At 59.2% G+C, this 25,102-nt stretch carries 24 protein-coding genes; 7 read left to right on the top strand and 17 right to left on the bottom strand.

Annotated elements, in window-relative coordinates:
* Positions 1-6: 6 nt before the first annotated feature.
* The gene (locus ACKLKD_RS00195; protein ID WP_080897121.1) at positions 7-1,716 is read right to left on the bottom strand and encodes a thiamine pyrophosphate-requiring protein; all 1,710 of its coding nucleotides are present in this window, start codon (positions 1,714-1,716) and stop codon (positions 7-9) included.
* A gap of 35 nt (positions 1,717-1,751) precedes the next feature.
* Positions 1,752-2,693, bottom strand: a complete 942-nt coding sequence (locus tag ACKLKD_RS00190; protein ID WP_080924664.1) for an AEC family transporter — start codon at positions 2,691-2,693, stop codon at positions 1,752-1,754.
* A 184-nt stretch (positions 2,694-2,877) separates the two neighbouring features.
* On the opposite strand from ACKLKD_RS00190, the gene ACKLKD_RS00185 reads away from it, so the two are divergent.
* Complete coding sequence (locus ACKLKD_RS00185; RefSeq protein WP_009308492.1) at positions 2,878-3,765, top strand: LysR substrate-binding domain-containing protein; 888 nt, start codon at positions 2,878-2,880, stop codon at positions 3,763-3,765.
* Positions 3,766-3,832: 67 nt separating this feature from the next.
* The gene (locus tag ACKLKD_RS00180) at positions 3,833-4,174 is read left to right on the top strand and encodes a nitrous oxide-stimulated promoter family protein (RefSeq protein WP_009308491.1); all 342 of its coding nucleotides are present in this window, start codon (positions 3,833-3,835) and stop codon (positions 4,172-4,174) included.
* A 59-nt stretch (positions 4,175-4,233) separates the two neighbouring features.
* Here ACKLKD_RS00180 and ACKLKD_RS00175 read toward each other — a convergent pair whose 3' ends face one another.
* The 9 genes from ACKLKD_RS00175 to ACKLKD_RS00135 all read right to left on the bottom strand — a co-directional run bounded on the left by ACKLKD_RS00175 (position 4,234) and on the right by ACKLKD_RS00135 (position 11,812).
* Positions 4,234-5,088, bottom strand: a complete 855-nt coding sequence (locus ACKLKD_RS00175) for a metal ABC transporter permease (RefSeq protein ID WP_009308490.1) — start codon at positions 5,086-5,088, stop codon at positions 4,234-4,236.
* Complete coding sequence (gene sitC, locus ACKLKD_RS00170; protein WP_025712802.1) at positions 5,082-5,930, bottom strand: iron/manganese ABC transporter permease subunit SitC; 849 nt, start codon at positions 5,928-5,930, stop codon at positions 5,082-5,084. Before sitC ends, ACKLKD_RS00175 begins: the two co-directional genes overlap by 7 nt.
* A complete protein-coding gene (locus ACKLKD_RS00165) occupies positions 5,927-6,748 on the bottom strand; it encodes a manganese/iron ABC transporter ATP-binding protein (RefSeq protein WP_025712801.1) in 822 nt (273 codons plus the stop codon). The genes sitC and ACKLKD_RS00165 overlap by 4 nt, the downstream gene beginning before the upstream one ends.
* Positions 6,745-7,662 (bottom strand): metal ABC transporter substrate-binding protein, encoded by a 918-nt coding sequence (locus ACKLKD_RS00160; protein ID WP_025712800.1) that lies wholly within the window; start codon positions 7,660-7,662, stop codon positions 6,745-6,747. Before ACKLKD_RS00160 ends, ACKLKD_RS00165 begins: the two co-directional genes overlap by 4 nt.
* Positions 7,663-7,843: 181 nt before the next feature.
* Positions 7,844-8,806, bottom strand: a complete 963-nt coding sequence (locus tag ACKLKD_RS00155; protein WP_025712799.1) for a LacI family DNA-binding transcriptional regulator — start codon at positions 8,804-8,806, stop codon at positions 7,844-7,846.
* A 56-nt stretch (positions 8,807-8,862) separates the two neighbouring features.
* Positions 8,863-9,777 carry an ROK family protein gene (locus ACKLKD_RS00150; protein WP_080897123.1) on the bottom strand — a complete coding sequence of 305 codons (915 nt, stop codon included), beginning with the start codon at positions 9,775-9,777 and terminating at the stop codon, positions 8,863-8,865.
* Between the two features lie 50 nt (positions 9,778-9,827).
* On the bottom strand, positions 9,828-10,142 hold the full coding sequence (locus tag ACKLKD_RS00145) for a PTS lactose/cellobiose transporter subunit IIA (RefSeq protein WP_002914983.1): 315 nt from the start codon (positions 10,140-10,142) through the stop codon (positions 9,828-9,830).
* Between the two features lie 23 nt (positions 10,143-10,165).
* Positions 10,166-11,488, bottom strand: a complete 1,323-nt coding sequence (locus tag ACKLKD_RS00140) for a PTS sugar transporter subunit IIC (protein WP_087804568.1) — start codon at positions 11,486-11,488, stop codon at positions 10,166-10,168.
* Between the two features lie 9 nt (positions 11,489-11,497).
* Positions 11,498-11,812 (bottom strand): PTS sugar transporter subunit IIB, encoded by a 315-nt coding sequence (locus tag ACKLKD_RS00135; RefSeq protein ID WP_025712797.1) that lies wholly within the window; start codon positions 11,810-11,812, stop codon positions 11,498-11,500.
* A gap of 177 nt (positions 11,813-11,989) precedes the next feature.
* On the opposite strand from ACKLKD_RS00135, the gene ACKLKD_RS00130 reads away from it, so the two are divergent.
* The 4 genes from ACKLKD_RS00130 (at position 11,990) to ACKLKD_RS00115 (ending at position 18,517) form a co-directional block, all read left to right on the top strand.
* Positions 11,990-13,261 (top strand): PTS sugar transporter subunit IIC, encoded by a 1,272-nt coding sequence (locus tag ACKLKD_RS00130; protein ID WP_025712796.1) that lies wholly within the window; start codon positions 11,990-11,992, stop codon positions 13,259-13,261.
* A 262-nt stretch (positions 13,262-13,523) separates the two neighbouring features.
* Entirely contained in the window at positions 13,524-14,861 is a 1,338-nt protein-coding gene (locus tag ACKLKD_RS00125; RefSeq protein ID WP_025712795.1) for a maltoporin, read from the top strand.
* 12 nt (positions 14,862-14,873) lie between these two features.
* Positions 14,874-17,066, top strand: a complete 2,193-nt coding sequence (locus tag ACKLKD_RS00120; RefSeq protein ID WP_025712794.1) for a CBM35 domain-containing protein — start codon at positions 14,874-14,876, stop codon at positions 17,064-17,066.
* A gap of 50 nt (positions 17,067-17,116) precedes the next feature.
* Positions 17,117-18,517 (top strand): glycoside hydrolase family 1 protein, encoded by a 1,401-nt coding sequence (locus ACKLKD_RS00115; RefSeq protein ID WP_025712793.1) that lies wholly within the window; start codon positions 17,117-17,119, stop codon positions 18,515-18,517.
* A 53-nt stretch (positions 18,518-18,570) separates the two neighbouring features.
* Here ACKLKD_RS00115 and flhA read toward each other — a convergent pair whose 3' ends face one another.
* From flhA to hypA, 6 genes are all read right to left on the bottom strand, one after another.
* Positions 18,571-20,643: a formate hydrogenlyase transcriptional activator FlhA gene (gene flhA, locus ACKLKD_RS00110; protein WP_025712792.1), complete on the bottom strand. Its 2,073-nt coding sequence runs from the start codon at positions 20,641-20,643 to the stop codon at positions 18,571-18,573.
* Between the two features lie 186 nt (positions 20,644-20,829).
* Positions 20,830-21,840, bottom strand: coding sequence for a hydrogenase expression/formation protein HypE (hypE, locus tag ACKLKD_RS00105; RefSeq protein WP_025712791.1), 1,011 nt, complete (start codon positions 21,838-21,840; stop codon positions 20,830-20,832).
* Positions 21,837-22,958 (bottom strand): hydrogenase formation protein HypD, encoded by a 1,122-nt coding sequence (hypD, locus tag ACKLKD_RS00100; RefSeq protein WP_087804565.1) that lies wholly within the window; start codon positions 22,956-22,958, stop codon positions 21,837-21,839. Before hypD ends, hypE begins: the two co-directional genes overlap by 4 nt.
* Positions 22,958-23,230: a HypC/HybG/HupF family hydrogenase formation chaperone gene (locus ACKLKD_RS00095; RefSeq protein ID WP_025712789.1), complete on the bottom strand. Its 273-nt coding sequence runs from the start codon at positions 23,228-23,230 to the stop codon at positions 22,958-22,960. The genes hypD and ACKLKD_RS00095 overlap by 1 nt, the downstream gene beginning before the upstream one ends.
* Positions 23,221-24,093 (bottom strand): hydrogenase nickel incorporation protein HypB, encoded by an 873-nt coding sequence (gene hypB, locus ACKLKD_RS00090; protein ID WP_025712788.1) that lies wholly within the window; start codon positions 24,091-24,093, stop codon positions 23,221-23,223. The genes ACKLKD_RS00095 and hypB overlap by 10 nt, the downstream gene beginning before the upstream one ends.
* A gap of 3 nt (positions 24,094-24,096) precedes the next feature.
* On the bottom strand, positions 24,097-24,441 hold the full coding sequence (gene hypA, locus ACKLKD_RS00085; protein WP_004205644.1) for a hydrogenase maturation nickel metallochaperone HypA: 345 nt from the start codon (positions 24,439-24,441) through the stop codon (positions 24,097-24,099).
* A 210-nt stretch (positions 24,442-24,651) separates the two neighbouring features.
* On the opposite strand from hypA, the gene hycA reads away from it, so the two are divergent.
* Entirely contained in the window at positions 24,652-25,101 is a 450-nt protein-coding gene (gene hycA / locus ACKLKD_RS00080; protein WP_025712787.1) for a formate hydrogenlyase regulator HycA, read from the top strand.
* The last annotated feature ends 1 nt before the right edge of the window (position 25,102 follow it).

Below are 25,102 nucleotides of genomic sequence, written 5' to 3'. Positions count from 1 at the left end.
GAGTTTCTAGCGGGCTAACTGTACGTCAACCAGCACGCTTTGTCGGCGGGTGCGGATGAGGGAGACCGCTTCTTCCAGCACGCCGGGGAGATCTTCGGCCCGGGAAACCGACAGGGCCGCCGCGCGACTGGAGGCGGCGATCGCGGCGAAATCCGGCGAGGTGGTAAAAGCGGTGGCCGGGATGGTCTCAGCCTGGGCTGCGTAGCCGTCCGGGTAGAGCGCTTTGGTGCCGCCCGCGACGGCGCCCCATCCGCTATTATTCCCGATCACGACGAGCACGGGGAGCTTCATCACTTCGGCAATATGGTGGCAGACCGCAGGGTTGGCGAACAGGTACGACCCGTCGCCGACGGCGGCAATAATCAGCTCTTCCCGGCGCGCAAGCTGCAGCCCCAGCGCGATGGGCAGGGCTTCGCCCAGGCCGCCGGCCAGCGCCTCCTGGTAATAGCTCTCGGCGTGGGTCAGCCCGGCGAACTGCGGCAGCGTGGTCAGTTCAGAGACGATCCGGCCGTGATGCTGATTGGCCAGATGGCCGAGGCAGTAGCTGAGCCAGGGTTTGGTAATGACCCCGGTCTGGCTGGTATGTAAGAGCGCATCGCGCTGGTTTTTCTGTTGCTGGATCCGATGGAGAGTATATGCCGCCCGCTCCGCCACATGCTGCTGGCGGGCGGCCTGCAACGGATGGAGAGCCTCTTCCAGCAGGCCAAAGACTTCGTCGGTCTCGCCCGCCAGGTTGATGTCCGCGCGATAGCCGCGCACCGGATAGCGGGAGAAGAGCGGGTCGGGGCCCATCTGGATCACCGTGCAGTCCCGGCGACAGTCGCCCTCGGCGATCATCCACGGCGCCTGCGAGTCGACCACCAGAATGACATCGGCGTCGGCAAGCCAGGCGCTGGGGTCGGCCCCGGCGAGCAGGGGATTATCGGCGCTCAGGGTGACTTCGGTGCCCCAGTATTCCACCAGCGGGATCGCCCATTCGCGCACCAGACTATCGAGGCGCGCAAAGCCTTCCGCCGTTCGGGCGCCGCGCTGGGCGAAGATGACGGGATGTCTGGCGCAGGCTATTGCTTCGGCCGCCCGGGCGATGTCTTCCCGGGTAGGCGCATAGCGGACCGGTTGTTGTGCAGGGCCAGCCTGCAGCGCGGCTTCATCGATGGCAAAGGTTTCGCACAGCGGTTCACGCGGTAAGCTCAGGTAGACCGGCCCTTTCGGCAGGGAGCTGGCAATCGCCCAGGCCCGGTCAACATGCTCGCCGATCTGATCGGCCAGCCGCAGTTCAAAATCCCACTTCACCGATTCACGGATCAGCGCCGCCTGGTCGCGCATCTCCTGGCCGTAGCCAATCGGCGTATTGCGGCAGCCGAAGTGGGAATGTTCGCTTATCGGCGTGCGGCCGCCAAAAATCAGCACCGGAATATTGCTGTTCGCCAGATTGATGACGCCGCAGGCGGCGTTGGCTAACCCGACGTTGGTGTGAACCATCACCGCCTGCACCTTACCGGTGCCAAGGTAGTAGCCGTGCGCCATGCCGATGGCGGCGTTTTCATGCGGGCAGATCACCAGTTCGGGCACTTTTTGCCCGGTCGCCCGGGCCCTTGCCCAGGCTTCAATCACCGGCGGATAATCGGTGCCCGAGTTAATAAAAATATACGCCACGTCCAGCGCCTGTAGCCGATGCAGTAACAGTTCAGCAGCCGATAATGTGATAGAGGCCATATTCTCTCCGTATTCACGCGATGTTATCGCGGTAATTAAAAGGTTAAGAAAATAAATCCACCCATCGTAATGATGGAGGCAATAATACTCAGCGCCATCGTCGAGGCCATTTCCTGCTCGCCGGTTTTATACTGCATGGCAATAATTATCGCGATGGAACCCACCGGGATCGCCATCGTCAATACCACTTCCTTGATTTGCTCCATGGTGAAGCCCATTTTCAATAAAATGAGATAACAGGCGCCGGGAACCAGAATATTGCGGGCGATAACCGTGATAATGGTGGCGGTGGTAATAACAATGCTGCGCGTATAGAGCACGATACCGGCGGCAAACAGCGCCAATCCGCCAGAAGCTTTGCCCAGCAGACCCAGCGACATCGAGATAGTCTCCGGAATATGGATATCCGCTAGCACGATGAGCAGGGCGATAACCGGTGACCAGACCACAGGTTGTTTAATGGCGTTTATCACCCGTGTGCCAAAGGAGATATGCTGGCTTTTATCGCCGGTGGCGACCGACATCAGTATCATCACCAGCGGCAGCTGGAAAACGTTTTGCGTAATACTGGAAACGGTAATTAAAGATGCGCTGACGGTGCCGAATAAAAAGGCCAGCACTGACGTGCCAATGAAAGGGACTGCCGGTGAACCGATAGCCAGCGCTTGCAAGGTGCTGAGGGCGAGATTGCGTCGAAACAGATAGCGGGCAGCTAATAACGGAATAACGAAACTGAGGATCAACGCCAGGATAATGGCTACAGCGACCGGGCCCATGGTCATGACGATGTGTCGCGGCGTCATCACCATATTGCTGAAAATACTCAGCGGTAATGCATAGAGCATCACAATTTTATTGATGTCTCCCGCCTGTTGCCAGTTAAAGTCTTTTCGTTTACCGCTTATATAGCCGATGATGACGGTAATGATAACCGGTAATATAGCGCCTGAAATTAATAGAATATTGTTCTGTGTCATGGTGATATATTCTCATTATAAATTATCTTCGGGTCAGAAATGTGTTTTGCCGCGCGTGGTGAGGTAAATAAATCCCTTTGAAGCATGCGTTCCGGTGATTTTCGAGCGTATTGATAGTGACAGTTATTCGCTAAAACAAGCCGCAGGGGAAATGTAAAAACCGTTTGTTCAATGAGTAAATATCATGCCAATGAAATTTAAGCAGATTCAGGCGTTTATTACCGTCGCTCACGAAGGCAATATGACCCTGGCTGCGGAGAAAATGGGGATCACCCAGTCGGGACTGAGCCGGCTGCTATTGAGCCTGGAAGCGGACCTGAGCGCGACGTTATTCGAAAGACATAAGCATGGTATGGCGTTGAGCGAGTACGGTAGCGCCTTTTTACCCTATGCGATGACGATGCTGAATACCGAACAAAAAGCTCGTGAGGAGATTGAGCTTATCCGCGGCGCCGGGAAAGGCATCCTGCGGATTGGCTGCGTTTCCAGCCTGCTGACCAGCCATTTCATCGATAAACTGGCGGTTTTCCATCAGCGCCATCCCCAAATCCATCTGCGCATCGTCGATCGCATAGACTCCGAGCTGTTTAAATTATTGCTGATGCACGATATCGATATCGCCCTCTGCGGCCCCTTACCGCATGATGAGAAAATCGTGGTGCGCGGCAAAATCAACTGGCAGGACCGGATCTGCATCGTCGCCAGGCAGCACCATCCGCTGCATCAGGCGGCAGACGTCACTCTGGAGGCGATGCTGGACTATCCGTGGATCATGCCGCCGCCGTTAAGTACCCCGATGAACATCCTTGAGGATATCTTCCGCGCCCATCAGCTACCCTGTCCGCAGCCGGTTATCGAGTGCGCATCCTCCTCGGCCATTAAGGCCTTTCTGTGCGAAAGCGATCTGTTAACCTCGATGCCAGCCCCGGTTTACCGGCATGAAGAAGCGCTGGGTCTGCTACGCCCGCTTGAGGTTGAGGGCAGCGTCTTTATCCGCGATTTCTACGCCTACAGCCATTTCGGGGTGCTTTCCGGGGCGGCCTTACAGCTGATCCAGCATCTGAAGCAGTGAGTCTGGTCGGGTATGGACATTAAGGTGTAGAATAAATGCATCTTAAAAACAGACGAAAGGCGGGGAGATGGGGAAGCGTATCGAACGGGAAAAGATGACGATTCAGCGGATGATTGCCCTCTACCAGCGGCGCTGTCCCGAGGCGCTGGCCAATAATGATCACTATCAGGCGCTGAACGCCTACGCCGACAAGCGCCTTGATAAATGCGTGTTTGGCGAGAACAAACCGGCCTGCAAGCAGTGTCCGGTACATTGCTACCAGCCGGCGAAGCGCGAAGAGATGAAGCAGATTATGCGCTGGGCCGGGCCGCGGATGCTCTGGCGCCACCCGATCCTCACTATTCGCCATCTGCTGGACGACAGGCGCCCGGTGCCGGCGCTGCCGGAAAAATACCGACCGAAAAAATAGCGGCCTTTCCCTGGTCAGCGCGGCGCGTAGCCGGGCGACAAGTCGGCCCCGCTAAGGCATTAGCCGCCACCGGGGATGATTGCTGAAGTTTTCTGTTTCTGGCTATCCCGAATTGTGCTTGCCACAAAGGCGACCACAAACAGCGCGGTAAACAGCACCACGATCGTCGGCGCCGGCGCGCTGTCGAGATAAAACGCCAGCCACACCCCTCCCGCCGAGCAGCCGATGGCCACCGCTACCGCCAGCAGCAGGGCGTGGATAAAGCGTCTCACCAGCAGAAGCGCGATCGCTCCGGGAGCAATCAGCAGCGAAATCGACAAAATAATCCCCACCGACTGCAGCGTCGCGACGATGGTCAGGGCGATCATGCACAGCAGGCCGTAGTGCAGCAGTCCGCCGCGCAGGCCGCTGGCTTTGGCCTGCGTCGGGTCAAAGGCGTGCAGCAAAAAATCGCGCCATTTAAGGCCGATAATCAGCGCAATCACCAGCGCGATAGCCGCCGTCTGACCAATATCGCGAAGGGATATCCCCAGCATATCGCCGAACAGGATATGGTCGAGATGCACATCGGACTGGATCGCCACGTACAGCACCAGCCCGCCGCCAAACATGCCGGAGAAGACAATTCCCATAATGGTATCGCGCTTAAGGCGGCTGTTATCGTCGAGAAAACCGGTCGTCACGGCGCACAACAGCCCGGCGATAAACGCGCCGATGGCGAAAGGAATGCCAAGGATGTAGGCCAGCACCACGCCCGGAAAGACCGCGTGGCTCATGGCGTCGCCCATTAGCGCCCAGCCTTTGAGCACCAGAAACACCGACAGTAGCGCGCAGGGCACGGCCACGATGATCGATACCGCTATCGCATTGACCATAAAAGGAAACTGGAACGGGGCCAGGAACAGATTCAGCATGTGGCCTCCCTGGCGCGACGGCGGTTGGCCAGCAGGCCGTGCTTCGGCGCGAAGATAAAGGTGATGAGGAACAACAGCGTTTGCGCGACCACGATAATGCCGCCGGTGGCGCCGTCGAGATAGTAACTGAGCCAGGCGCCGAAGAAACTGGTCACACTGCCGATAGCCACGGCGATGGCCAGCAGGCGCGGAAAGCGGTCGGTTAACAGCCACGCGGTGGCCCCGGGAGTCACCACCAGGCAGATGACCAGAAACGCGCCGACGGTCTGCAGCGCCGCCACGGTGCAGGCGGCCAGCAGGGTAAAGAACAGCAGCTTCAGGCCGCGGGTGTTCAGGCCAATCGAGCGGGCGTGGTTTTCATCAAAGAAGGTCACCATCAGGTCTTTCCATTTCAGCAACAGGATCGCCATCGAGATAAAGCCGATCGCCGCCAGCTGGATAATATCCTCCGGGGCGATGGCCAGAATGTTGCCGAGGATAATGGTCTGAATATTCACCGACGTCGGATTCAGCGACACCATAAACAGCCCGATCCCGAAGAAGGAGGAGAAGATCAGGCCGATAATGGCATCCTCTTTCAGCCGCGACCGCTGCTGCAAAAACAGCATGCTGCCCGCCGCCAGACCGCCGGAGAGAAACGCGCCGAGCGCGAAAGGCAGGCCGAGCATATAGGCCCCGGCGACGCCTGGCACAATCGCGTGGGAGAGGGCGTCGCCAATCAACGACCAGCCTTTGAGCATCAGGTAGCAGGAGAGAAAGGCGCAGACGCCGCCTACCAGCGCCGACACCCACATCGCATTGAGCATATAGTGATAGCCAAACGGCTCCAGCAGCCAGCTCATTGCGGGCCTCCCGCCGCGCGCCGGCTGATAAACGGCCGTTCGTCATCGGTGATAATCTGCGCTTCCCCGCCGGTCAGGGCGACGTGGCGCAGCACGCCGCTGAAAGCCCGCTCCAGATTCTCGGCGGTGAAGGTGGTTTCCGTCGGGCCGCTGGCCAGCACGGTGCCTTTTACCATCACCGTATAATCGCAATATTCACTCACTGACCCGAGGTTATGGGTGGAGACCAGCATGGTACAACCCTCAGCGCGGAGTTCGCGCAGCAGGCTGATGATGCGCGCTTCGGTCTGCACATCGACGCCGGTGAAAGGCTCATCCAGCAGGATCACCTGACCCTGCTGAGCGATGGCGCGGGCAAGGAAAACGCGCTTTTTCTGCCCGCCGGAGAGCTCGCCAATTTGCCGATGGCGGTACTCGCTCATGCCCACGCGGGCCAGCGCGGCATCGACAATCTCGCGATCGCGCGGCTTTGCCCGCCGCAGCCAGCCCATATGGCCGTAGCGGCCCATCATCACCACATCCTCCACCAGCACCGGGAAGGACCAGTCCACCTCTTCCGACTGCGGGACATAGGCGACCAGGTTCTGGCGCAGCGCGCGGTTGACCGGCTGGCCGAGTATGGCGATCTCGCCGCGGCCGACGCGCACAAAGCCCATCAGCGCTTTAAACAGTGTGGATTTACCCGAGCCGTTAACGCCCACCAGCGCGGCAATGGAGCCGCGCGGTACGCTGAAGGAGGCGTCGCGCAGGGCAGTGTGGCCGTTACGCCAGGTGACGGTGAGCTGGTCGACATACAGACCCGCTTGCACTGCATTCATGGCTGCTTCCTCATCCCGTCCTGGATACCGTTAACGATGGTTTCTGTGGTGACGCGCAGCAGGTCGAGCCAGGTCGGCACCGGACCGTCGGCGGCGCTCAGCGAATCGACATACAGCACGCCGCCGTAGTGGGCCCCGGCTTCGCGCGCCACCTGACGCGCCGGTTTATCGGAGATGGTGCTTTCGCTGAAGATGGTCGGGATGCGTTCTTTCTTCATGGTGTCGATAACCTTGCGCACCTGTTGCGGAGTGCCCTGCTGGTCGGCATTGATCGGCCACAGATACAGTTCGCGCAGACCATAGTCGCGGGCCAGATAGGAGAAGGCCCCCTCGCTGGTGACCAGCCAGCGCTTATCCGCCGGCAGTTGCGCCAGTCTGGCCTGCAGCGGCGCCATGGTCTGGCGGATCTTTTCTTTATAGGCCTCAGCGTTACGGCGATAGGTGTCGGCGTGAGGCGGATCGTATTTCACCAGCGCATCGCGAATATTATCGACATAGATCAGGGCGTTATCTGCCGACATCCAGGCATGGGGATTGGGCTTCCCGCTATAGGGTCCTGCGCTGATGCCCATCGGCTGGATCCCGTCGCTGACCACCACCTCCGGAACGCCCTGTAAGTGCTGATAGAAGCGGGCAAACCACCGTTCGAGATTAAGCCCATTGCTGAGGATTAGCTGCGCCCCCTGCGCGCGTTTGATATCGCCTGGCGTGGGCTGGTAATCATGGATCTCTGCGCCCGGTTTGGTGATGGAGCTGACGTCGGCGGCATCGCCCGCCACGTTCTGCGCCATATCGGCGATAACCGTGAAGGTGGTGATAACCCTGAATTTCTCCTGCGCGGTGGCCGGCGCCGCGGCCAGCAGAGCCAGCGCGCTGGCCAGCAGCAATGATTTCAGCGGTGTCAGGTGTTGCATAGGATCCCTCGCAATGGTGTGGTTAATTTCCCAGCGGTTATAGCCATTGCTATGTTATATAGCACAAGCTATTTATAAATGAAAATAATTCTTATTTGCATGCTTGGGTAATAATGAGCCGGGAAACGAAAGCGACAAGAAAGGGGGAGATAAGGCTGGCCCGGCGTGAACCGGGCGGAGATCAGGCGATATCGGCGACCGACTGGCGCGGGATCAGGCGGCCAGCCAGCGAGCGGCCCTCGGCGGTGAAGGTTGGCCGGTCGTCAATCAGGCTGCGAATACGCTGAATACAGTTTTCCAGCAGCGCCTCCAGTGGCCAGGAGATGCAGGTCAGCGGCGGATAGAGCAGCGAGGCGAGGGGGGAATCCTCAAGGCTCAGCAGGGAAACCTCCTGCGGGACGGCGATGGTGAATTCGCGCAGCAGGCGCATCGCCTCGGCCGCATAGCGGTCGCGTTTAACGATAATGACCGAGTATTTACTGAAGCTGTTAATTAAGGTCAGCAGCGCCTGCTCGACGTCATCGTTGGCCGTCAGCACCAGCTGGCGGTTAAAAGGAATGGAGTAGTTCTGCAGGACGTTGCGGTAGCCTTCCAGCATCTGGCGGCTGGCATCGTCGCTGTCGCTGTCCACCAGCAGGGCGATGTTGCGGTGTCCCTTGCCAATCACATAGCGGCAGGCGCTTTCAGTGGCGAAGGCGAAGTCATAGCCCTGGCTGTTGCTCCCGGCGACGCCGAAGCGGTCGAAGGCGATAACGTTGCGCGGCGCGTCGGCGGCAACGGCGCCCAGCACCACCACCGCCACGCACTGGCGCTGCAGATCGTCGATTACCGCCGCCTGCTCTACCGGGTCGCTGACGTACTGGACCAGCAGGCTTTTATTCAGCCCCTTCAGCGCCTGAGAAAGGAGCGGCAGCAGACGCGCGCCGTGGCTTTCGTCCTGCGCGGAAATCACCAGACCAACATGGCTGGATGTCTGACTGGCGAGGTTTTGCGCGGCAAAGCTCGGGCGATAGTTGAGTTCTTCAACGGCCCGCAGCACAGCTTCCCGGCTCTCTTCGCGCACGCCCCGGGTGCCGGTCAGCACGCGGGAAACCGTCGCTCTTGAGACATTCGCTAATCTTGAAACATCATCAATCGTTGGCATGGCTTTTTCTGTCTGGACATTTTCGCCTAGCTTAACATACCTGCTGAAAAAAGTGTCTACCGCCGCCCGTCCGCAGCGCTGGCCAGCCGGGGCAGCCAGGCCGCGCCGCGCACGCCGCTGGCGTCGCCGAAGCGGGCCGGTTTGATCTGCGTGCGACAGCTGTCGGAGAAGATCCACGGCACGATGGCGGCAGGCAGATCGCGATAGATCTGGCTGACGTTGGACAGACCGCCGCCCAGCACAATCACCTGCGGGTCGAGAATATTGATCACCGACGCCAGGCTGCGGGCAAAGGCGTCGATAAAATGGCGCCAGTGGGCCAGTGCGCGCGGATCGCCGTTTTGCGCCGCGGCGATAATGGCTTCCGCACGCGCCTGTTCCCCATAGCGGCGGGCGAAGCCGGTGCCGGAGAGAAAGCTTTCGATGCAGTTCGTTTTGCCGCAGTAGCAGGGCTGCGGCGGGCCATCGCGCTCAGGAGTATAGCCCGGCAGCGGATTATGCCCCCATTCACCGGCGATAGCGTTGGGGCCGCTGAGCAGCTGTTGATGAACGGCAATCCCGCCGCCGCAGCCGGTACCGATAATCACCCCGAAGACGGTGGTGGCCCCGGCGCCGGCGCCATCCACCGCCTCCGAAAGGGTGAAGCAGTCGGCATCGTTTGCCATCCACACCGGCTGGCCAAGCTGCTGCATGATATCCCGGCGCAGATCGTGGCCGTTGAGCACCAGGCAGTTGCAGTTTTTAATACGCTCACTTTGCGGATCGATAGCCCCGGGCAGGCCGAGCCCCAGGGTGAATGGCTGCGGGCTGACTGCGCGAATATCGGCAATCAGGGTTAGCAGCTGGCGCATAAAGGCGTCATAGCTCTCTTTGTGGGTCGGCCGGCGCAGACGCTGAACGCATTCGCCCGCCGGATCCAGCAGTACGGCTTCCATTTTGGTGCCGCCAATATCTATTCCAAGATGTAACATAGTGACCTCGGGGAATCAGACCCGGCCAGCGCGCCTGGCCGGGGAACGCGCTAGGCGTGAAGCGGTTGCGCGCGGTAAATCGCTATCAGTTCGGCAATCAGCTCTTTCGCCAGAATGGAGGTCATCAGGTGATCCTGAGCATGGACCATCACCAGCGTCATTTTGGTTTTTCCCTCGCCTTCGTCAGCTTCGATAAGCTGGGTCTGCACAAGGTGCGCCTCACGGGAATAGTGGGCCGCTTCCTGCATTTTGGCGTCGGCGGTGGCGAAATCACCCGCTTTGGCGGCGTGCAGCGCTTCGTAGCACAGGCTGCGTGACTGACCGGCGTTGATGATGATCCCCATCACCTGTTCTTCTAATTCCATGATTATCCTCTGAATCGTTAGCGTTAAGCGGTTTGCGCCGCGTTGTCAGCCTGGCCGACGGCGTTTTCACGCTCCTGGGCCAGCAGCTGTTTTTCGTAAGCTTTGAGAAATGGCAGGTACATCACCATGGCGGTGGCCATACAGATGAGGCACAGGATCACCGGGCTAAAGCTCCAGTTCGCCGCCCATGAGGCGCCGATGGGGGCCGGCGTTGTCCACGGCGTCATCGACACTACGCGGCTGACCAGGTCCAGCTTCAGCGCAAAGTACGCCAGGGTTGCGTTGACCATCGGCACCAGCACGAACGGCAGGAAAAACAGCGGGTTCATGATGATCGGCGCGCCAAACAGAATTGGTTCGTTAATATTGAAGACCCCAGGCACGACCCCCATCCGGCCGATCGTCCGCAGATGCACGGCCTTGCTGCGCAACAGCATCAGCGCCAGCGGCAGGGTGGATCCGACGCCGCCGATCAGCAGATAGTGATCCCAGAAGCCCTGCACATAGATGTGCGGGATAGCAGTACCTGCCGCCATCGCCGCCTGATTGACCGACAGGTTGGCCATCCAGAACGGGTTCATGATCCCGGTGACGATCAGCGCGCCGTGGATCCCGGCGAACCACAGCACCTGACAGACCAGCACTGACAGCAGGATCGCCGGCAGCGTATCGGAGGCGGCGACCAGCGGTTTCACCAGCGACATGATCGCTTCCGGAATGATCATCCCCAGCTGAGCCTCGATAAACAGGTTCAGCGGATGCAGCGTCAGAATGATCGCCAGCACCGGGATCAGGATTTCAAACGAACGCGCCACCCCGGCGGGTACTTCCGGCGGCAGGCGAATGGTGATGTTATGCCGTTTGAGGAAGGCGTACAGCTCGGTGGAATAGATGGCCACCAGAATGGCGGTAAAGATCCCCTGGCCGGAGAAGTAGGCCGTAGAGATCTGGCCCTCTTTCAGCGGCGCGGCCACCAGCAGAAACGACATCAGCGACAGCATCCCGGCGGTCAGCGAGTCCAGGTGATGGTGCTTGGCGAGGCTGGCGGCGATCCCGACGGCAATGAACAGGGTCATCACCCCCATGCTGAAGTTGAACGGCAGCATCAGCGCATCGCGATGATCGAGCGAAAATTGCAGCCAGGCGCGGGCAAAGCCCCAGGTCGTATCCGGAGAAAACGGCGGAAAGATAAACACCAGCAAAAACGAGCCGACGATCATAAAGGGCAGGGCAGTGATAAAGCCGTCGCGGATCGAGGTCACGTATTTTTGCTGGCAGATCGCGCCGGCCAGCGGCGTGATCTGCCGTTCGATCACATCGATCAATTTAGCGTACAGAGAGCTCATGATCTTTCCTTAGTTTTTGTTTTCGATAAGGGAAAGGGCGAAATCGAGGACCGCGGCGCCTTTTTGCATGCCGTAGTCCATCATATTGATGGGTTCGACGCGGATACCGTATTTATCCGCCTGTTTTTGCAGATCCTGCTGCATGTATTTCACCTGCGGCCCCAGCAGCACCACCTGATAATGGCCGACCTGTTCGGCGAACTCCGCTACGCCATAGGCGTTGATCTCTACCGCCAGACCCCGCTGTTCGGCTTCCGCGATCATTTTTTTCATCAGCAGGCTGGTGGACATGCCTGCCGAACAACACAACATTATTTTTTTCATAACTACCGCTCCTGATGAGGTTGGATGTGCGGACTATAGTCAAAATGGATGCATTACGGAAAGCGCTTTCCGTTTGTGGATTTATTAATTGTGACCATGATCACCTATGGCAGGCTTTCACTTTCCGGTGTTGTGGGCGATCATCCCGGCGAGACAACCATTCGCAAAGGTAGGAGTATGAACATTCAGTTAATGAATGTGGCCGTGGACATCATCGAGCAGCGGCTGGCGCCGCTGGCGAATGTCCTGACGCGCAACAACCACATTACGGCGATGCGCGATAGCTTTGCGCTGGCAATGCCCTTTGTGATTGTTGGCAGCCTGTTGGTTCCCATTTTGTTTCCGCCCGTTTCCATCGACGGCGCCTCGCGTTTCGGCCAGGTCTATTTGCTGCTGCGGCCTATCCTGCTGCCGACCTTTCAGCTAACCATTGGCCTGGTGGCGCTGATTGTCGCCTTCGGCGCCAGCGCCAGCCTCGCCAAGCAGTACCGCCTGCCGGAACGGCTGTGCGGTTTAACCGGGTCTCTGGCGTTTTTGCTGTTTATCGGCTTTCGCGAGAGCGCGGTGAGCAACGTTTATCTCGGCGGCATGGGGATATTTACCGCCCTGATATCCAGCACCTATTCCATTGAGATAATTCGCTTTTTCTACAAAAAAGGCTGGTGTATTCGCTTGCCTGATGAAGTGCCGCTGATGACCCGCAACGGCTTTCAACTGCTGATCCCGCTGCTGGTGGTGATGCTGTCGATAAGCGTGATGAATGCCATACTGCTGCAGACCACCGGGCGCATCGTACCGGAGTTAATCAGTGAAGCGGTGCGGCCGCTGGTGCTGGCGTCCGACACGCTGATGGCGGTACTTATCTCTTTATTTATCTGTAACTTACTCTGGTTTATTGGTATCCACGGCGCGCTGATTATTACCGGGATCATGAACCCGTTCTGGATGACCTATCTGTTTGAAAATCAGCAGGCGCTGGCGGCGGGTTCGCCAACGCTGCCGCATATTTATCTGCAGGGGTTCTGGGATTTTTACCTGCTGATCGGTGGTATTGGCTCCACTTTGCCGCTGGTGCTGATGGCGATGCGCAGTCGCTCGCGGCAGCTGAAAAGCGTGGCCAAGATTGGCCTGCTGCCGTCGCTGTTTAATATCAACGAGCCGATACTGTTTGGTTTTCCGGTGATCATGAACCCGGTTTTTTTACTGCCGTTTCTCTTTGTTCCACTGATAAACGCCTGTATCGCATGGTATTTAACTCAGCTGGGTATTCTCGATCGCGCGGTGGCGATGCTGCCATGGTCGATGCCTTCCCCGCTGGGGGCGGCATGGTCGGCGAACGGCAGCTGGAAAAATCTGTGTATGAGCCTGTTCGCGATGTTTAACGCCTGGATGCTCTATCGTCCCTTCTTCAAAGTGTACGAACGTCAGCTCGCGGAAACCGAACGCTGATCCCCTTGCCGTCGGCGGCTTATCCCCCGGCGGCACCTGCTCATCTGCTCCTCCTTCCGCTCCACTGCCGGCTCCCGGCGGCATTCTTGTTATTTTATGTGATCAGTCTCACGAATATATTCGTCGCAGAGCGAATTTTGTGAACCAGATAGGCAATTATGGAAAGCGATTTCCCTTAATGGATGTACATTTCCATTTTTGATCCGTAAATTTCCCCTCCGTTATCGGTTCGTGTTAACAAACATAACGTGGGAAAAAAATAATGATAAAGCTGAAACATTCAATACCTCTGGCTCTCCTCTCGCTGGCAGGGACCAGCAACATGGCCTGCGCCGATCCGAAGTATGATTTTGCGCTGCATGGCTATATCCGCTCCGGGATCCTGGCCAATTCCGATGGCAACCGCGCGGACTCTGTCGGCCTGATGCCGGACGGCAAATGGCGACTCGGCAACGAAGAAGACACCAAGATCGAACTGATCCCCACCGTGACGCTGACGGCGGACAGCGGCGTGGTGGCGAAAGTGCAGGCCAACCTCACTCACCAGTCGAAATGTACCTCCGACTGGAACTGTCAGGATGACGATGGCCATGACGTGCAGTTTCGTGAAGGGTTCGCCGAGCTGAGCAATCTGGATTTTGCGCCGGAGATGACTTTCTGGGCCGGTAAGCGCTACAGCAGCTCCAACACCTCCAGCCATCAGTTCGACTGGGAGTACATTCAGTACAACGGCACCGGCGGCGGCTTCGACAACATGGATCTCGGCTTCGCCCGCTTCGACGCCGGGGTCTACGCCTTTTCACCCACCGATGAAACCAAAGCCTACCCGGTGGATAAGGGAGATCAGGGCTACCCGGATGACTATTCCCTCAACCTGTGGCTGAAAAAGATCGCGGGGACAGGCTTCGATCTGGAGCTGATCGGCCACCACATGAACCGTAACGAAAACCATCCGACTTCCGCCGAGAAGGGCTATGGCGTGACCGGTATTTATAACTTTGACGGCTTCTACGGCCTGACTGGAGGCTACTCCCGCCTCGCATTGCAGTACGGCAAAGGGCTGGCGGCGGGCGACTCGCTGGGTAAAAACGGCTGGGGCTGGGCCAACCTGGAAAACACCCAGTCCTGGCGAGTGGTGCTGGATAGCGTGGCCTCGATGGGCGATCTGGAGATCTCCACCTTCGCTTTCTGGCAGAAAGATAAAAACTACCGCTGGTGGACGGAAGATGAAAATGGCTGGGGACGCTCGATGTGGGTCGCCGGTATCCGCCCTTATCATCAGATCACCCGCAACTTTGCCATGCAATATGAGCTGGGCTACGAATACCTTGATGACAAAAACTACAAAGGGGTGAACGGCAAAGGCAAAGGCGGCCTGACTAAAGTCACCGTTGCGCCAACGCTGACCTTTGACTCCGGCTTCTGGGCACGCCCGCAGCTGCGCTTCTTCGTCACCTATGCGAAGTGGGATAAAGGCGTATCCGATGCGCTGGACGGCAACTACAACTGGGATACCAATACCATCACCGCCGGCGGGTACTCCCGCAGTGGCTCAACCGACACCGTTAACTTCGGCGTACAGGCCGAAGTCTGGTTCTAAGGAGAGACAACGATGAAGCCGATGAAAAACCTGCTGCTGATGGGGCTGCTGTCCGCGCTGGGAGCCGGCGGGGCGCTGGCCGCCGAGCGCTCGCACTTTACGCACTTTATCACCCGCGATGGCGCTACTCTCAAGGACGGCGACAAGGTGTTTCGCTTCGCCGGGATCCACGCCCCGGAGCTACACCGTATTGAAGATGACGCCCGCGGCCCCTGCAAGGCAGATCCGCGCGGCTGGGGGCAATATTTTAAATGGCCGACGGCCCAGGAGCAGCAAAACTGGATCCAGGCGATGGTGCAAACCGGGGCGAAAGCTCAGCGCGTCTACGTGCTGTCGGTGCAGCAGGAATTTGATAAGGCCTGCGGCCGCGAGACCCATATTCTGGCGCCGGAAACGGCGGACGGCATGCCGCGGCTGAATGAAAAAGCCATGCGGGTGTATGACAACATGATTGCCGAAGCGGATAAACAAGGATTGCGACTGATCCTGCCGTTTATCGACCACTGGTGGTGGTGGGGCGGGCGCGAGCAGCTGGCGGCGTTCTATCATGAAAAAGCGGAAGACTTTTATCGGACCGATAGCAAGACCTTCAAAGCCTATCTGGATGTGATCCGCCAGGTCATCACCCGGAAAAATACCGTCACCGGCCGCGCCTATTATGATGAAAAGGCGATCATGGCCTGGGAAACCGGTAACGAGCTGGAGGATACCAACGCCGATTTCCTGCATCAGACCGCGGCGTGGATTAAAAAATGGGCCCCTCATCAGCTGGTGGTGGATGGCACCTATAAGAAAATCAATCCGTTTGCGTTGACAGACCCCAATGTGGATATCGTCAGCAATCACTATTACACCAATGCCGATAATAACCACCCCGGGCAGGTCACGCAGGATCTGCGCGCCGTCGGCGGGCAAAAAGTCTATCTCGTCGGCGAGTTTGGCCTGCTGCCGGCGGATCAACTGAACGCCATTATGCAGTCGATTGTTCACAGTGAGGTCAACGGGGCGCAAGCCGCCGGCGGGCTTATCTGGGGCTTCCGCGGCCATCGTCACGACGGCGGCTTCTACTGGCATAAGGAGTCGACCGGACACTACAGCTACCACCTGCCGGGGTTTGCCAAAGAAGGCGAAGCCAACCAGGAGCAGGCGGTGGTCGATCTGGTGCGCACCGCCGCGGCGCAGATGGCCGGGCAGCAGACGATGGCGCCGCTGCCGAAGCCGGACGCGCCTTTGCTGCGGGAGACCACCTCGCCCTTCGCGATCAACTGGATGGGCGCTGCGGTGGGGCGCAGTTACGATGTCGAACGCGCCGCCTCGCCGACCGGACCGTGGACGGTGGTGGGCCGGGATATCTCCGATGGCGTTAACGAATGGAACCCGGAAACCATGGTTCTGTTCCGCGACGATTATCGTCAGCTTCAGCTCGGGCACACGTACTACTACCGGGTGACGGCGAAAAACGAGAGCGGTCGTTCGGCCCCTTCCAATGTGATTAGCGTGCAGCATAGCGAGGAGAATCAGCCGCCGGTTATCACGCTGGAACCGGCCCTAACCACCACGCAGGACCGGGGCGTCGAGCTTACGGCCAGCTGGCAGGACGATGGCCTGCCGTCGCGAGAGGTTAAGGTGGGCTGGCAGCACGCCGGTGAGGGACAGGTGCATTTCTGCCATGCCGATCGGGCTCAAACCCGGGCCTGGTTTACGGCGCCAGGCACCTATGCGCTGACGTTCACGGCGGACGATGGGCTGCTGAAAAGCAGCAAAACCGTGACCGTGACGGTGAGCGAGGCGACGGGGAAAGCGCCGGCGGATTTCTGTCGTTATCACGGCGAAGTCTATGGCGTGGCTGAGGGGCGCCTGACGGTAATGAAGAGTGAAAAAGACGCGCTGACAGTTGGCGAGGACGGCTTCCTCGGCCCATTCGCCAGCGAGGGGGATAAGATCAGCTGGCAGGTGCAGGCGCCGTGGAGCGGTCAGTTCCTGCTCAACGTAACCTTCAACGGTAAATGGGGCGGTAAGCAGAACTCGTTTGTCGTCAACGGGGGCGCCCCGCAGGCCGTGGCCTTCCCGCAGACGGATGAGCAGGGCCAGCAGCTACGGATACCGGTGACGCTTAAGGCGGGGACCAATCAGGTTGACTTCGGCCGCTTCGCCGGCGACTGGGGCTACATGTTCATTAAATCGATCGAAGTGGTCGCGGAGTAGTACGTTCAGGCTGCGCCAGACGGGCGCAGCCTTTTTTCGAAGGAGAAGTTATGCAGCAGTATCAGTTTCCGCAAGGGTTTCTGTGGGGGGCGGCGGCGTCTGGCCCGCAAACGGAAGGGGTCGCCAATAAGCGCCATCGTTCCATCTGGGACAGCTGGTTTGCCGAACAGCCTGAGAGATTTTATCAACAGGTAGGGCCGCAAACCGTATGTGATACTTATCATCAGTATCCGCAGGATGTGGCGCTGATGAAACAGACCGGCTTCAACTCGTTTCGCACCTCAATTCAATGGTCACGACTGATCGCTGATTTGGAAACCGGCGCGCCGGACCCGGACGCGGTGCGTTTTTATCACGCTTATCTCGATGAAATGATCGCCAACGGCATTGAGCCGATGATCAATCTCTACCATTTTGATATGCCGGAAGCGCTGCAGAAGCAGTACGGCGGCTTTGAATCAGCGCACGTGGCCGAGCTGTTTGCCCGCTTTGCCCGCACCGCCTTTAGCCTGTTTGGCCATAAGGTTAAATACTGGATCACCTTCAACGAACCGATTGTACCCGTTGAGGGAGGCTACCTGTACGACTTCCACTATCCGTGTAAGAAAGATGGCCGGCTGGCGGCGAAGGTGGCGTTTAATATTATGCTGGCGCACGCCAAAGCGGTAACGGCTTATCGTGAACTGGCGCTGGCGGGCGAGATCGGCGTGGTGCTCAACCTGACCCCGAGCTATACCCTTACCGACAGCGAGGCGGATAAAAGAGCCGCCGGGTATGCCGACCTGCTTTTTAACCGCAGCTTCCTTGACCCGCTGGTAAAACATGAATTCCCCAAAGCGCTGTGCGAGATCCTCGCCGCCCACGACTGCCTGCCGACGACCAGCAAAGACGACGTGGCGTTGATCCTCAGCGCGGATATCGATTTTTTAGGGGTGAACTATTACGTGCCGCGGCGGGTAAAAGCGCGTGAGGGCAACTATGACCTCGATTATTTCACCCCGGAATACTATTTCGAAAACGCGGTAAACCCGCAGGGCCGCTTTAATCCCTATCGTGATAACAACGAGATCCTGCCGCAGGCGATCTATGATATTGCCGCCAATATTCGCGATAACTACGGCAATATTAAGTGGTATCTCGCAGAAATTGGTATTGCGATGGATCGGCAAGCAGAGGGTGAGCCGGGAGCGGATGGGGTGATAGACGATACTTTCCGCATCCAGCTGATGGAGGAGCATCTGGTGCAGCTGCATCGGGCGATAGCCGACGGCGCGAACTGCTTTGGCGTACACCAGTGGACGTTTATCGACAACTGGTCGTGGATCAATGCCTTTAAACGGCGCTACGGCTTCTGGCGACTGGATCTGGAGACCGGCGAGCGGCAGATAAAACGCAATGCGCTGTGGTTTGCGCAGCTGGCCGCCGCTAACGGATTCAGCTGCGATAAATAGCGCGCCGCGCCAGCGCTCTCTCTTACCGTCGCGGAAAGGGGGAGCGCGGGGGGTTACGCCAGTTCGTCTTTATTAATGCCCAGCCGCTTCATGCGCGACAGGAGCGTGGTGCGCTTCAGCCCCAGCCGCTGGGCGGCGCCTTTCGGCCCGGCCACCACGCCATTGCTTTCTTTCAGCACCCGGACAATCAGCTGATATTCATCCTCACCTTCCTCAGGCAGGACCTCCGGCGTCCGCGGGGCTTCCACGATATCCCGCTCCGGCAGGGAGAGCTGCAGCACGTTGCCGCGGGTCAGTAACACCGCCCGTTCGATGACGTTTTCCAGCTCGCGCACGTTGCCCGGCCACTCCATACGCGTCAGGGTGCGCAGGGTTTCCGCCGGGATGCTGTCGATATTGCGCCCCATGCGGCGGGCGATTTTGAAGGTAAAGGCCTTCACCAGCAGCGGGATATCGTCCGGCCGCTCGCGCAGCGGCGGCAGGTGGATCGGGAACACGTTGAGCCGATAGTAGAGATCGCTGCGGAATTCCCGGTCGATAACCATCTGCTTGAGATCGCGGTTGGTGGCGGCGATCAGCCGGACGTCGGTCTGGATCAGCTTATTGCTTCCCAGGCGTTCAAACTCCTGTTCCTGGAGAACGCGCAGCAGTTTGGGCTGTAGCTCCAGCGGCATATCGCCCACTTCATCAAGGAACAGGGAGCTTTTGTCCGCCAGCTCGAAGCGGCCGATACGCTGGGCGCTGGCTCCGGTGAAGGCGCCACGTTCGTGGCCGAACAGATCGCTCTCCAGCAGCCCGGCGGGCATCGCGGCGCAGTTCATCTTCACCATCCGCCGACCGTTGCGGCCGCTCAGGTTGTGGATAGCGCGGGCGATAAGCTCTTTGCCGGTGCCGGTTTCACCGAGGATCAGCACGGTGCTGTCGCTGTGGGCGACCATCTCGACCTGCTTGAGCACATTGTTCATCGCTTCGCTGCGGCCGATGATCTCCCCGAATTCGCTTTCGACATTATTCAGCTGCTCGGTGAGCGCGAGGTTCTCATCCACCAGCCGCTCTTTCAGGCGCTGAATTTCGCGGTAGGCGAGGGCGTTATCGATAGCGATCGACACCCGCTCGGCGATCTGTCGCAGCAGCTTGAGATTGGTGGTGGTGAAGACCTGTTCGTCGCACTGCGCCAGCTTTAGTACCCCGAGCAGGGTGTTGCCGGACATCAGCGGCAGCAGGCACAGGGTCTGGATCTTATTGCCCCACATCTCGAAGAGCATTTTCTCGTATGGCGCGAGGGTGTCATGCTCATGCAGGTTGAGCAGCAGCATCTCTTTGCTTTTGAACACGCGCTCGGTGAGGGTGCCGGCTTCGTCCACCTCGCTCTGGTCGTGAACCGGGTGGCTGGCGTCGAGATAATGGGTGGAATAGATGTTGAGCTTCCCTTTGCGGTCGCTGCGCAGCACCACGCTGATGGCATCGATCCGGAAATAGCGATGGATCTCTTTCGCCACCTCGCTGACCAGCTCGTCGATGTCCAGTCGCGAGAGCACCGCGTTGGTGATGGCCACCAGGATGCGGAAGTTGTCGCGCTCGTGGCACAGTAGATCGTAATCGACGTTGTTGCTGACCCGGTTCTGAATCTGCTCGGTGACGACGGCGACAATCTGCGTAAAGGTGTGCAGCCGCTGGAATTCTTTCTCGCTCCACGGCCGGTTGTCGTGGCGGAGAAATTCGCAACCGCCGAAGATCCGCCCGTCCGCCGCCAGCGGCAGCAGACAGTAGTACCCGAACGGACGATACAGTCCGCTGCGGATAAGCTGCGGCCAGGTGTCGGCAAAGGTCTCATGATCGCAATGCAGCGCATCTGGCCGGGAGAGCAAGCGACGCACCGGGCCATGGGCCAGGACGGTTTCATCCTCGTAGCTTACCGGGTGGCCGGCCTCATCGCAGGCGTACCTGGCCGCGCGGTGATTACCCGCGTTCCACAGGATAATGGCCGCCTCGTCGGCCAGCGCGGACTGTTGCACCAGGCGGGTCAAGGTTTCGCTTAGCGCGGCCAGATCGGGCTGCTGTAATAAAAGCCGGGTGATATCGAACAGCCCCTGCTGGCCGAGATCGCTCATCGGTGTATACGACATTGCTTACGTCCAAAACGCGCCGACAACGTGGCGCATAAGAAAATGATGGTACAAATAATAGTATGTTAATAAAGCGGTTATTGCCGCTTTAACCCCGGCTCGCGCTGCGCTTAGCCGGGCTACATGTACGCGCAGTTTTGTAGCCCGGATAAGGCGCCAGCCGCTATCCGGGAGCCGACGCCGTCGTTAACAAATTCTCGGCAGCGGTTCGGCGTGGGGAAGATCGAGCGTACGCTTCACGCCGTACAGCCCGACGGAACGTACGCCCGGGCGGGCGACCACTTCGCCGATTATCGCCGCATCACGTCCTAACGCGTGAGACCGTAAATGCGCCAGCACGTTTTCCGCTTCGTCGCGGGCGACGGCGAGCACCAGCTTGCCTTCATTGGCGAAGTTCAGGGCGTCCAGCCCAAGCAGCTCGCAGACGCCGCGCACCGTGTCGTTGACCGGCAGCGCCGCTTCATGCAGCTCAATGCCGCAGCCGCTGGCGGCGGCGAACTCATGGGCGACCGCGTTAACCCCGCCGCGGGTGGCGTCGCGCAGGGCTTTCACCCCGCTCAGCGGCCGCAGGGTCTGGATAAGCGGCGTCAGCACCGCGCAATCGCTGGACAGCGCGCCGTCGAGTCCCATCTGCTCGCGCAGGTTAAGGATGGTGGCGCCATGATCCCCCAGCGTGCCGCTGACCAGCAGCATATCACCGGCGCTAATCTGCTGCGTCCCCCAGCGAACCTCTGCCGGGATGGCGCCGATGCCGGCGGTGTTAATAAACAGCTTATCCGCCGCGCCGCGCGGCACCACCTTGGTGTCGCCAGTGACGATGGCGATCCCCGCTTCGCGGGCGGTGGCGGCCATACTGCTGACCACCGCTTCCAGGGTGGCCATCTCCAGCCCCTCTTCGAGAATAAATCCACAGGAAAGGTAGCGGGGAATGGCGCCGCTGACCGCCACATCGTTGGCGGTACCGCAGACGGCCAGCTTGCCGATATTGCCGCCGGGAAAAAACAGCGGGTCAATCACGTAGCTGTCGGTGGAGAAGGCGAGGCGATCCCCCTGGGCGGCGAGCGCCGCCAGATCGAGGCGCGCCTGATCCTCCTGCTCCGCCAGCCAGGGGTTGGCGAAGGCCTGCATAAACAGGTCGCCGATCAGCTGCTGCATTGCCTGACCGCCGCTACCGTGGGCTAACTGGACGCTTTTCATGCTTCATTTTCCTGACTGCGATATTGATACCAGGCGGCGCAGGCCCCCTCAGAGGAGACCATCAGCGCGCCAAAGGCGCTTTGCGGATTGCAGGTGCTGGCGAAGAGCGGGCACTGATGCGGTTTACAGCGGCCGGTCAGCACCTCGCCGCAGCGGGCGCGCGGATCGTCGCACACGCGCTGTGGCGCCGGGCGGAAATGGGCCTCGGCATCGAAGCGCTGATAAGCCGGCGTGAGGTGCACGCCGGAGTCACTGATGACTCCCAGGCCGCGCCATTCGCTGTCGCCATCAAGGCAGAAGACGTCGGCCATCGCCGCCTGCGCCAGCGGGTTACCCTTATCCGGCACCACGCGACGGTACTGATTTTCCACGTCGCTGCGCTGCGCTATTGTCTGCTCAACCAGCATCACCGCGCCTTGCAGTAGATCAAGCGGTTCGAAACCGGCGACCACTAACGGCCGATGATAGTCGCTGGCGATGAAGCCATAGGCCTCGGTGCCGATCACCATACTGACGTGGCCGGGGGCGAGAAAGGCGTCGATACCGTTGTCCGGCTGATCCAGCAGGCTGCGCAGGGTCGGCAGCAGGGTGATGTGCTGGCAGAAAAAGTAGAAGTTATCGACGTTGCGCTCCCGCGCCTGGCGCAGGGTGAGGGCGGTGGCGGGCATGGTGGTTTCGAAACCAAGGCCGAAAAAGACCACCTCACGCTGCGGGTTTTGCTGTGCCAGCCGCAGAGCGTCCATCGGCGAGTAAACGATGCGGACGTCGGCGCCGCGAGATTTCGCCTGCAGCAGCGAGCCGTTTTTACCCGGCACGCGCATGGCGTCGCCGAAGGTGCAGAAGATCACCCCCGGACGACTGGCAATCTCAATGCAGGCATCGATGCGCCCCATCGGCAGGACGCACACCGGGCAGCCTGGCCCGTGAATAAATTCGATATTCTCCGGCAACAGCTGGTCGAGACCGAATTTAAAAATGGCATGGGTATGGCCGCCGCAGACCTCCATGATGCGCAGCGGACGCTCAGCGGTGTGCGGCAGCAGATGCGCACGCTGCTGAAGATGCGCCACCAGCTGCATGACCTGCTCGGGGGCGCGGTATTCATCTACGTAACGCATCATCGCTCCTCGCCGTACAGCAGCGCGCCGACGTCCGGCTCCACATCGAACATATTTTGCAGCGCGTCGAGGGTGTCGCGGGCTTCGGCTTCATTAATGACGCTCATGGCGAACCCCACGTGCACCAGCACCCACTGCCCGAGGCGCGACTGGCCCTGCTCGTCAACGGCGCCGACCAGCGTCAGGTCGACGTCGCGCTGAATGCCGCAGACTTCCACTTTCGCCAGCACGCCGTCGATGGCACATATTTGTCCCGGAATGCCTATGCACATCGTTGCGTCTCCAGCCAGGTGAGCCACTGGTCCATGCCTTCGCCGCTGGTGGCGGAGACAAGAATAATTTCAATATGCGGATTGACCTCGCGGGCGCAGGCCAGGCACTTCTCAACGTCGAAATTGAGATACGGCAGCAGATCAACTTTGTTGAGCAGCATCAGGCTGGCGGCGGCGAACATATGCGGATACTTCAGCGGCTTGTCTTCACCTTCGGTGACCGACAGCACCGCCACTTTATGGCGCTCGCCAAGGTCGAAGCTCGCCGGGCAGACCAGGTTGCCAACGTTTTCGATAAACAGGATGCCGCGATCGGCCAGCGGCAGGCGCGGGGCGGCGTCGGCGATCATCTGGGCGTCGAGATGGCAGCCTTTCCCGGTATTGACCTGAATCGCCGGGGTGCCGGTGGCGCGAATGCGGGCGGCGTCATTGACCGTTTGCTGATCGCCTTCAATCACCGCGCAGTCGGCGCGTCCTTTCAGTCGCGTGAGGGTTTCGGTCAGCAGGGTGGTTTTACCGGAGCCGGGGCTGGAAACCAGATTCAGCACCAGTTGCTGTTTTGCCGCAAAGCGCGCGCGATTGCGTGCCGCCAGACGGTTATTTTTATCCAGCACATCGATCTCCACTTCCAGCATCCGCCGCTGGCTCTGCCCCGGGGCGTGAGTCCCAGCCTCGCCATGGCCATAATGCAGGTCGCCTTCTGCCGTGCGGGTAGGGGCGAAGTGGTCGGTTTTGACACCGGTAATGGTCATCGTCTGGCGTGGGGCGGGCGCGAAGGGGGCGCTGCGGAACGCGGAATGCGGGTTTCGTTCGTCTCCTTCTATATAGAGGTTGCCTTCTCCACAGCCGCATGTCGTACACATAATTTACTCCAATTCTAAACGCTGAATCTGTAAGCCGTCATCCGCCACGATCTGCAGCTGGTCGTTATTGCAGTGCGGGCAGCGGCGGACGTGCTGCGAGACAAGATGGACGTACTGCTGACAGCGTTCGCACCAGCATTCAGCCTGTTGTTCGGCGATATGCAGTTCGCACCCCTCCGCCAGCGTGCCGCGGCAGACCAGCTCAAAGCAGAAGGTGAGGGCGCTGGCTTCCACGCAGGAAAAAGCGCCGACTTTAAGCCACACGCCGGTGACCCGCCGCGCGCCGGCCTGCTGCGCCTGTTGTTCAATAATTTCCAGCGCCCGCTGGCTGAGGGTGATTTCGTGCATAGTCGCCTCCGTATCGCGATGCGCTGTATATGCAATAACGATGCCAGAACAGATATGGCGTGACAGGGAATGTCGATGACGACGCCGCCGGGCTGTCATCGACATGTCGCGTCGGCAGAGGGTGGATATGAAAATCAAATAAAATCAACAAAATAAAACCTGGCATGAAAAATGCTTAGACGGTGCATCTCATGCTACGGAGAAACCGATATGACTATTTGGGAAATAAGTGAAAAGGCGGATTACATCGCCGACCGTCACCGGCAGCAGCAGGAGCAGTGGCATATCTACTGTAACTCGCTGGTTCAGGGGATCACCTTGTCAAAAGCGCGTCTGCATCACGCGATGAGCTGTGCGCCGGATAAAGAGCTGTGCTTCGTGCTGTTTGGCCATTTTCAGGTGTTCGTCGCCCTCGCGGAAGGCTTCAACAGCCACACCATCGAGTACTACGTCGAAAACAAAAATGGCGGCGATAAGCATCTGATTGCTCAGGCTACGCTGGCGATGGATGGCACGGTCGATGGCCGCATCAGCAACCGCTCTCGCGAGCAAGTGCTGGAGCACTATCTGGCGATTATCGCCACCGTCTATGACCGTCTGTATGAGGCCATGGAACAAGACCAACCGGTGGATTTAAGCCATCTGGCGCTGACCCACTGAT

The organism is Klebsiella sp. 10982 (assembly GCF_048589245.1).
In the GTDB taxonomy this organism is placed as follows: Bacteria; Pseudomonadota; Gammaproteobacteria; order Enterobacterales; family Enterobacteriaceae; genus Klebsiella; species Klebsiella quasivariicola.
The sequence above is the reverse complement of the archived record's forward strand: the minus strand, read 5'-3'. Positions and strand labels throughout refer to the sequence as shown.

Bases quoted from the DNA above. Each gene is read 5' to 3' on its own strand.
- ACKLKD_RS00115 (WP_025712793.1), top strand. From the start codon at position 17,117: ATGCAGCAGTATCAGTTTCCGCAAGGGTTTCTGTGGGGGGCGGCGGCG.
- hypD (WP_087804565.1), bottom strand. From the start codon at position 22,958: ATGCGTTACGTAGATGAATACCGCGCCCCCGAGCAGGTCATGCAGCTG.
- ACKLKD_RS00150 (WP_080897123.1), bottom strand. From the start codon at position 9,777: ATGTTACATCTTGGAATAGATATTGGCGGCACCAAAATGGAAGCCGTA.
- ACKLKD_RS00130 (WP_025712796.1), top strand. From the start codon at position 11,990: ATGAACATTCAGTTAATGAATGTGGCCGTGGACATCATCGAGCAGCGG.
- ACKLKD_RS00140 (WP_087804568.1), bottom strand. From the start codon at position 11,488: ATGAGCTCTCTGTACGCTAAATTGATCGATGTGATCGAACGGCAGATC.
- ACKLKD_RS00195 (WP_080897121.1), bottom strand. From the start codon at position 1,716: ATGGCCTCTATCACATTATCGGCTGCTGAACTGTTACTGCATCGGCTA.
- ACKLKD_RS00180 (WP_009308491.1), top strand. From the start codon at position 3,833: ATGGGGAAGCGTATCGAACGGGAAAAGATGACGATTCAGCGGATGATT.
- ACKLKD_RS00120 (WP_025712794.1), top strand. From the start codon at position 14,874: ATGAAGCCGATGAAAAACCTGCTGCTGATGGGGCTGCTGTCCGCGCTG.
- sitC (WP_025712802.1), bottom strand. From the start codon at position 5,930: ATGAGCTGGCTGCTGGAGCCGTTTGGCTATCACTATATGCTCAATGCG.
- hypE (WP_025712791.1), bottom strand. From the start codon at position 21,840: ATGAAAAGCGTCCAGTTAGCCCACGGTAGCGGCGGTCAGGCAATGCAG.
- ACKLKD_RS00145 (WP_002914983.1), bottom strand. From the start codon at position 10,142: ATGGAATTAGAAGAACAGGTGATGGGGATCATCATCAACGCCGGTCAG.
- flhA (WP_025712792.1), bottom strand. From the start codon at position 20,643: ATGTCGTATACACCGATGAGCGATCTCGGCCAGCAGGGGCTGTTCGAT.
- hycA (WP_025712787.1), top strand. From the start codon at position 24,652: ATGACTATTTGGGAAATAAGTGAAAAGGCGGATTACATCGCCGACCGT.
- ACKLKD_RS00125 (WP_025712795.1), top strand. From the start codon at position 13,524: ATGATAAAGCTGAAACATTCAATACCTCTGGCTCTCCTCTCGCTGGCA.
- ACKLKD_RS00185 (WP_009308492.1), top strand. From the start codon at position 2,878: ATGCCAATGAAATTTAAGCAGATTCAGGCGTTTATTACCGTCGCTCAC.
- hypA (WP_004205644.1), bottom strand. From the start codon at position 24,441: ATGCACGAAATCACCCTCAGCCAGCGGGCGCTGGAAATTATTGAACAA.
- ACKLKD_RS00160 (WP_025712800.1), bottom strand. From the start codon at position 7,662: ATGCAACACCTGACACCGCTGAAATCATTGCTGCTGGCCAGCGCGCTG.
- ACKLKD_RS00095 (WP_025712789.1), bottom strand. From the start codon at position 23,230: ATGTGCATAGGCATTCCGGGACAAATATGTGCCATCGACGGCGTGCTG.
- ACKLKD_RS00155 (WP_025712799.1), bottom strand. From the start codon at position 8,806: ATGCCAACGATTGATGATGTTTCAAGATTAGCGAATGTCTCAAGAGCG.
- hypB (WP_025712788.1), bottom strand. From the start codon at position 24,093: ATGTGTACGACATGCGGCTGTGGAGAAGGCAACCTCTATATAGAAGGA.
- ACKLKD_RS00175 (WP_009308490.1), bottom strand. From the start codon at position 5,088: ATGCTGAATCTGTTCCTGGCCCCGTTCCAGTTTCCTTTTATGGTCAAT.
- ACKLKD_RS00135 (WP_025712797.1), bottom strand. From the start codon at position 11,812: ATGAAAAAAATAATGTTGTGTTGTTCGGCAGGCATGTCCACCAGCCTG.
- ACKLKD_RS00165 (WP_025712801.1), bottom strand. From the start codon at position 6,748: ATGAATGCAGTGCAAGCGGGTCTGTATGTCGACCAGCTCACCGTCACC.
- ACKLKD_RS00190 (WP_080924664.1), bottom strand. From the start codon at position 2,693: ATGACACAGAACAATATTCTATTAATTTCAGGCGCTATATTACCGGTT.